This is a genomic window from Streptococcus mitis (assembly GCF_047460035.1).
In the GTDB taxonomy this organism is placed as follows: Bacteria; Bacillota; Bacilli; order Lactobacillales; family Streptococcaceae; genus Streptococcus; species Streptococcus mitis_DW.
Genome location: NZ_JASHHB010000016.1, coordinates 1 through 5,015 on the forward strand (window position 1 = coordinate 1; position 5,015 = coordinate 5,015).

The 5,015-nt window shown below is 38.4% G+C and carries 2 protein-coding genes and 2 pseudogenes; 3 read left to right on the top strand and 1 reads right to left on the bottom strand.

From position 1 onward, the window contains the following. Positions 1-1,099 (top strand): SIALI-17 repeat-containing surface protein (locus QM956_RS10370; protein ID WP_414302510.1); only part of this gene is annotated, 1,099 nt, incomplete at its 5' end. Between the two features lie 407 nt (positions 1,100-1,506). Here the strand turns inward: QM956_RS10370 and QM956_RS10375 are convergent. Continuing rightward, positions 1,507-2,078 (bottom strand): annotated as a pseudogene (locus tag QM956_RS10375) (tyrosine-type recombinase/integrase); the annotation flags it as partial. A 298-nt stretch (positions 2,079-2,376) separates the two neighbouring features. Between QM956_RS10375 and pclA the strand changes: the two are divergent. After that, positions 2,377-4,890, top strand: coding sequence for a pneumococcal collagen-like adhesin PclA (pclA, locus tag QM956_RS10380; protein ID WP_414302511.1), 2,514 nt, complete (start codon positions 2,377-2,379; stop codon positions 4,888-4,890). Between the two features lie 15 nt (positions 4,891-4,905). Then, positions 4,906-5,015 (top strand): annotated as a pseudogene (locus QM956_RS10385) (collagen-flanked surface repeat-containing protein); the annotation flags it as partial.

Here is a 5,015-nt window from a genome sequence, read left to right on the forward strand (position 1 = left end):
AAGTGGAACAACCTTCACATGGAAAGACAACACACCACCGAACACAGCGGTCAAAACACCAGGAAAAGTAGATGGAACAGTCGTTGTCCACTACCCAGATGGAACAAGTGAAGAAGTACAAGTGAAGGTCAATGTCAGAGGCGAAGACGAAACGTATACACCAGAAGCCAAAGAGCAAACGGTAGATAACGGATCAGAACCAAAAGCCAAAGACAGCATTGGTAATGTAGAAGGATTACCAAGTGGAACAACCTTCACATGGAAAGACAACACACCACCGAACACAGCGGTCAAAACACCAGGAAAAGTAGATGGAACAGTCGTTGTCCACTACCCAGATGGAACAAGTGAAGAAGTACAAGTGAAGCTGACTGTCCGTCAAATAAATGCTAAAGGCACACCAGAAATACAACCAGAAGCACCAGACTTCACAGGAGGTGTAAACGCACCGGATGCACCAATAAGTGAAGTGCCAGAATACACAGACCCAATTGGATCGACTGGTGTAGATGAAAATGGAAACCTCATCATACCACCAAGTGTAGATATTCCTGAGTTTATGGGTGGAACAAGTACACCGGATGCACCAACTCATGAGTTCTCAGAGTTTAATGGGAACATTGCTATAAATGGTGAACTTCCAGAACCAGCTCAATTACCAAAAGTTAAACTGATTATTACTAAATGGGTTGATGAAAACGGTAATGAGTTGAAACCAGCAGATGCGAAAACTCCTAAAGTATTAGGTGAGGAAAATGAAGCATTTGAACATGGTGAAATCGAAGGTTATGAATTTGTAAGAACTGAAGTAGATGAAAATGGAGAAGTAGTTACACATATCTTTAGAAAAGTTGCCTCTTCAGGAGTAATTCAAACAAATGATAATGTGAAACCTGAACAGACTCCAGATGCTCTTCATGTTTCTACAAATGAAACACATGCTCAACCAGAAAAAGATGAAGTGAAACAGAAAGAAACTCAAACAACCTTGCCGAAAACTGGTACGGAAAATAGTTTAGGACTCTTATCTGTAGCAACAAGTTCAATTCTTTTTGGATTAGGCTTCTTCATTTTAAGTAAAAAAGAAGACGAAGAATGATCTTTGACGAAGTTAATGAATACAAGAATGTAAAATATATTCGGTGAATAGAAATATCCCCTAACGGTCAGTAATTGTTAGGGGATGTTGTATTATTAATTTTATTGTATTTCTTTTTCAACTATATAAGCTCCGAAAACTAAAAAGTGATAACCCTTTGATAACCTCTTAATTTTTAAAAGGATTATATATGTAAAAATTGAGGATTTATCTCTTAAAAGAACTTGATTTCAGTGATAATTTACCATAAATATCATAATGTAGAAAAAACCAGCTCTTAAGATATAAGCTCGTAAAGCTAGCCAGTTCTCAAAACGTTAAGAACCAGCTACAATACAGCATTTACAACACTTCATGGTTCACACCATGGGGTGTTTTTTTGATGATTTTTAGTAAAGTTCACACCATTACTTTTTAAGATTACGATAAGCAATCTCTCCAACAGCCATTGGAATGACATTCGAAGTATTGACATAAGTCTTTGTTATAATCGTGTCACAGTGTGTTAGACCCTCAGAAATAGCTTCAATAGATGTTCCAGCCTGTTTTGCTAGTGTTGTCCCAGTATGTCGTACTTTATGTGGTGTAGCGTGCTTAAGTTCTGGATGACGATGTGTAACATATTTCATCTTATTAGAAGATAGTCAGAGTGTAGAGGGCTATTAATGTTACCTTTTATATCGATATAAGTAAAAACATACTGTTTATCAGATTAGATGTTGCTAAATTTTGCTAATTTAGTTTTTTACTATTTTTCTCATTCTTGAAGTAAGTTGGTCAATTCAATAGGAATACTAAAAGTTGTCTTTTTATTTTCTTTGGTAGATTTTGGATTTTTGTAATTGTCTAAGGCTTGAACCAATTGAATTTCCTGTTTCTGGATGTTAATGTGTTTCCATTGCAAACCATAGCTCCCTAATTCTCTATTTCCTAAGAAAAAGGTGATATAAAACAAAACATAGTCTTTGAAAATGATTTTTCAGTGTCTAATCAATTTGATGATTTTTTAGCGGGATTGTTATCACATTGTAATTTAGTTTATGACTGTAGAAAAGTTAGTTTAATATAATGTCTCTATGTTCAAAAGCAACATGAAATGAATTCTAAACATTAATTAAAGGAACACCATATTTATATGTACACAATAGACATAAAAATAAGAATCGAATAACTTGAAAAATACCCACTTAATCAGCGAAAAAACTTTGATATACTTGACAATTGTGGCAATATAATATATCCTATAGTATGTATTAACAGAACATGTAGGTGATAAAATGAAACATTCTAATAAAAAGTCATTTGACTGGTATAGCATGCAACAACGATACTCTATTCGTAAGTATCACTTTGGTGCAGCTAGTGTCTTGCTCGGTACCGCTTTGGTATTAGGTGCAGCAGCTAGTGTCCAAACAGTACAAGCGGAAGAAAACAAACTGGAAACTGCTAATAGTGTTTCTGCTGATAATGTAGAAGAAGCTACTAAGCCAGCAGAAGTTTCTGCGTCTAATAAAGAGCAAACCTATGCAGCTCCAACTGTAGCTAATCCAGCGGAAGCATCTCTAACTAAACCAGAAGATGCTACTGTACCAGCAGAAAAAGTTGAAGAAGTAAAAGCCAAAAAAGAAGAAGTAAAAGAAAGTGCAGTTGACAAGTCAAAATTGTTAACAGCTCTTTCGCGTGCTAAAAAACTTGAGAGTAAGTTATATACAGAAGCAAGTGCTGCTAACTTGCAAGCAAGTATCCAAGCTGGTCAAGGTTTGCTTGGGAAAGCAGATGCGACTGAAGCTGAAGTATCAGCAGCAGAGTCATCTATCCAATCAGCTATCATCGGTCTAGAACTTCGTTCTAACTCTGATAAAGGAACTGTATCAGAAACTCCTGTAGTGAAGAAAGCTGATGCAGTTGAATCAAAAGAAGAAGCTAAACCAGCTGCAACAACTGATCGTTCAGTTGTTGATAGTAGCGTTTTAGCAACTAATGCACCTGCCAAAGTAGAAACAACTTCAGTTCCAGCATCTACTAATGAAATCTTGAAACCAGGTTTGAGCCTTTCTGATGCTCGCCAAAATCCAGCTATCCGTAAGGAAGACTTGGATAGGGGGTATAGTGGTTTTAGAACAGCAGGAAGTGGCTTCAGAGCGGCTGGAAGTGGTTTTAGAGCAGCTAGGCCAGAAAATAAACCTATCTTAAATCCAGGAAATGCAATTGAATTTTCTAACATCAGTCAGGGATCACATTCATTTCGTGGTATAGGACATTCACGTGGTGGCCAAGAAATCCATTATGATGTAACGACAGTACGTAGTGGTAATAATATTAACTTTACAATTGATTATTCTGCGCCAGGAGACTCTAGAGAGTTTGTTAATAATAACTTTATCTTAGATAAGGGAACAGGATTTGGAGAACCTTCTAGTGCTACTGTTTCAACTAGATATGGAACTCAAACTAGAACTATTGGTAAAGGTGCAAATTTTGTTTCTCATTCAGGATATAGTATGAATTCTGCAGTAGAAACAAACGCTGCACAAACGATTAGATTTACTTTACCTATAAAGAACCCTAACGGAGACTTATCTCTTCGTTTACGTCCAGTTGAATTTAACGTAGACCAAGGTGGTGGTGGATCTGCGACTAGTAATGACCCATATAGTAATTCTAACTATTATTATGAAACGGATCCATTATATCTAGATGCAAATCCTGCTCAACCAAATCCTTCAACGGCAAGTTTTAAAAGTAAAGTTGATTTCCAAACTTTATATATACCAACTACTAAATTAGCAGAAGGAGTAACGGAGTTAGTTTCTGAAGGGGTAGAAGGAGAGAAATCACAAGCATACAGACTTCATAAATTTGGAGATCAGTATGTTTTAGGACTTCCTGTAGGGAATGCTACTACAGTTACAGCAGCTAAACCTCGTGTAATGAAATACGGTATTGGTAAAATTGCTGCAACTCAAAATAAAACAGGGGATACGAATCACATTACATTTTATTTAGATAAAGATGGTGATGGTGTCTTTAATAATCAAGATGAACTAATTTTAAATACAGATATTAAAGATGGAGAAAGAGGACCAGCGGGACCAGTAGGACCAACAGGAGCACAAGGACCAGCAGGACCAGCGGGACCAAAAGGTGCAACTGGGGCACAAGGACCAGCAGGACCAGCGGGACCAAAAGGTGCAACTGGGGCACAAGGACCAGCAGGACCAGCGGGACCAAAAGGTGCAACTGGGGCACAAGGACCAGCAGGACCAGCGGGACCAGTAGGACCAACAGGAGCACAAGGACCAGCAGGACCAGCGGGACCAAAAGGTGCAACTGGGGCACAAGGACCAGCAGGACCAGCGGGACCAACAGGAGCACAAGGGCCAGCAGGACCAGCGGGACCAAAAGGTGCAACTGGGGCACAAGGACCAGCAGGACCAGCGGGACCAGTAGGACCAACAGGAGCACAAGGGCCAGCAGGACCAGCGGGACCAGTAGGACCAAAAGGAGAAGATGGAAAAACTCCAACAGTTAAAGTAACTGATGGGCAAGATGGAACTCATACAATTACAATTAACGATGGTAAAGGTGGTATAACTACTACAGTAGTTAGAGATGGATTTGATGGTGCAAGCCCGCTTGTTTCTACTCATAGAAATGAAGTAGATAAAACAACAACTGTTATTTTCTATTATGATCAAAATGAAAATAATAAATTTGATGCAGAAGATACAAAACTTAAAGAAGTTGTTATCGCAGATGGAAAACAAGGACCAAAAGGTGACAAGGGTTAGAACGGTAAAGATGGCTTCACTCCAACAGTAACTGTGACAGACAACCAAGATGGAAGTCATACAATTACTATTACTCAGCCAGAAGGTAAGCCAGCCCTTACAACAGTTGTTAAAAACGGAGTAGA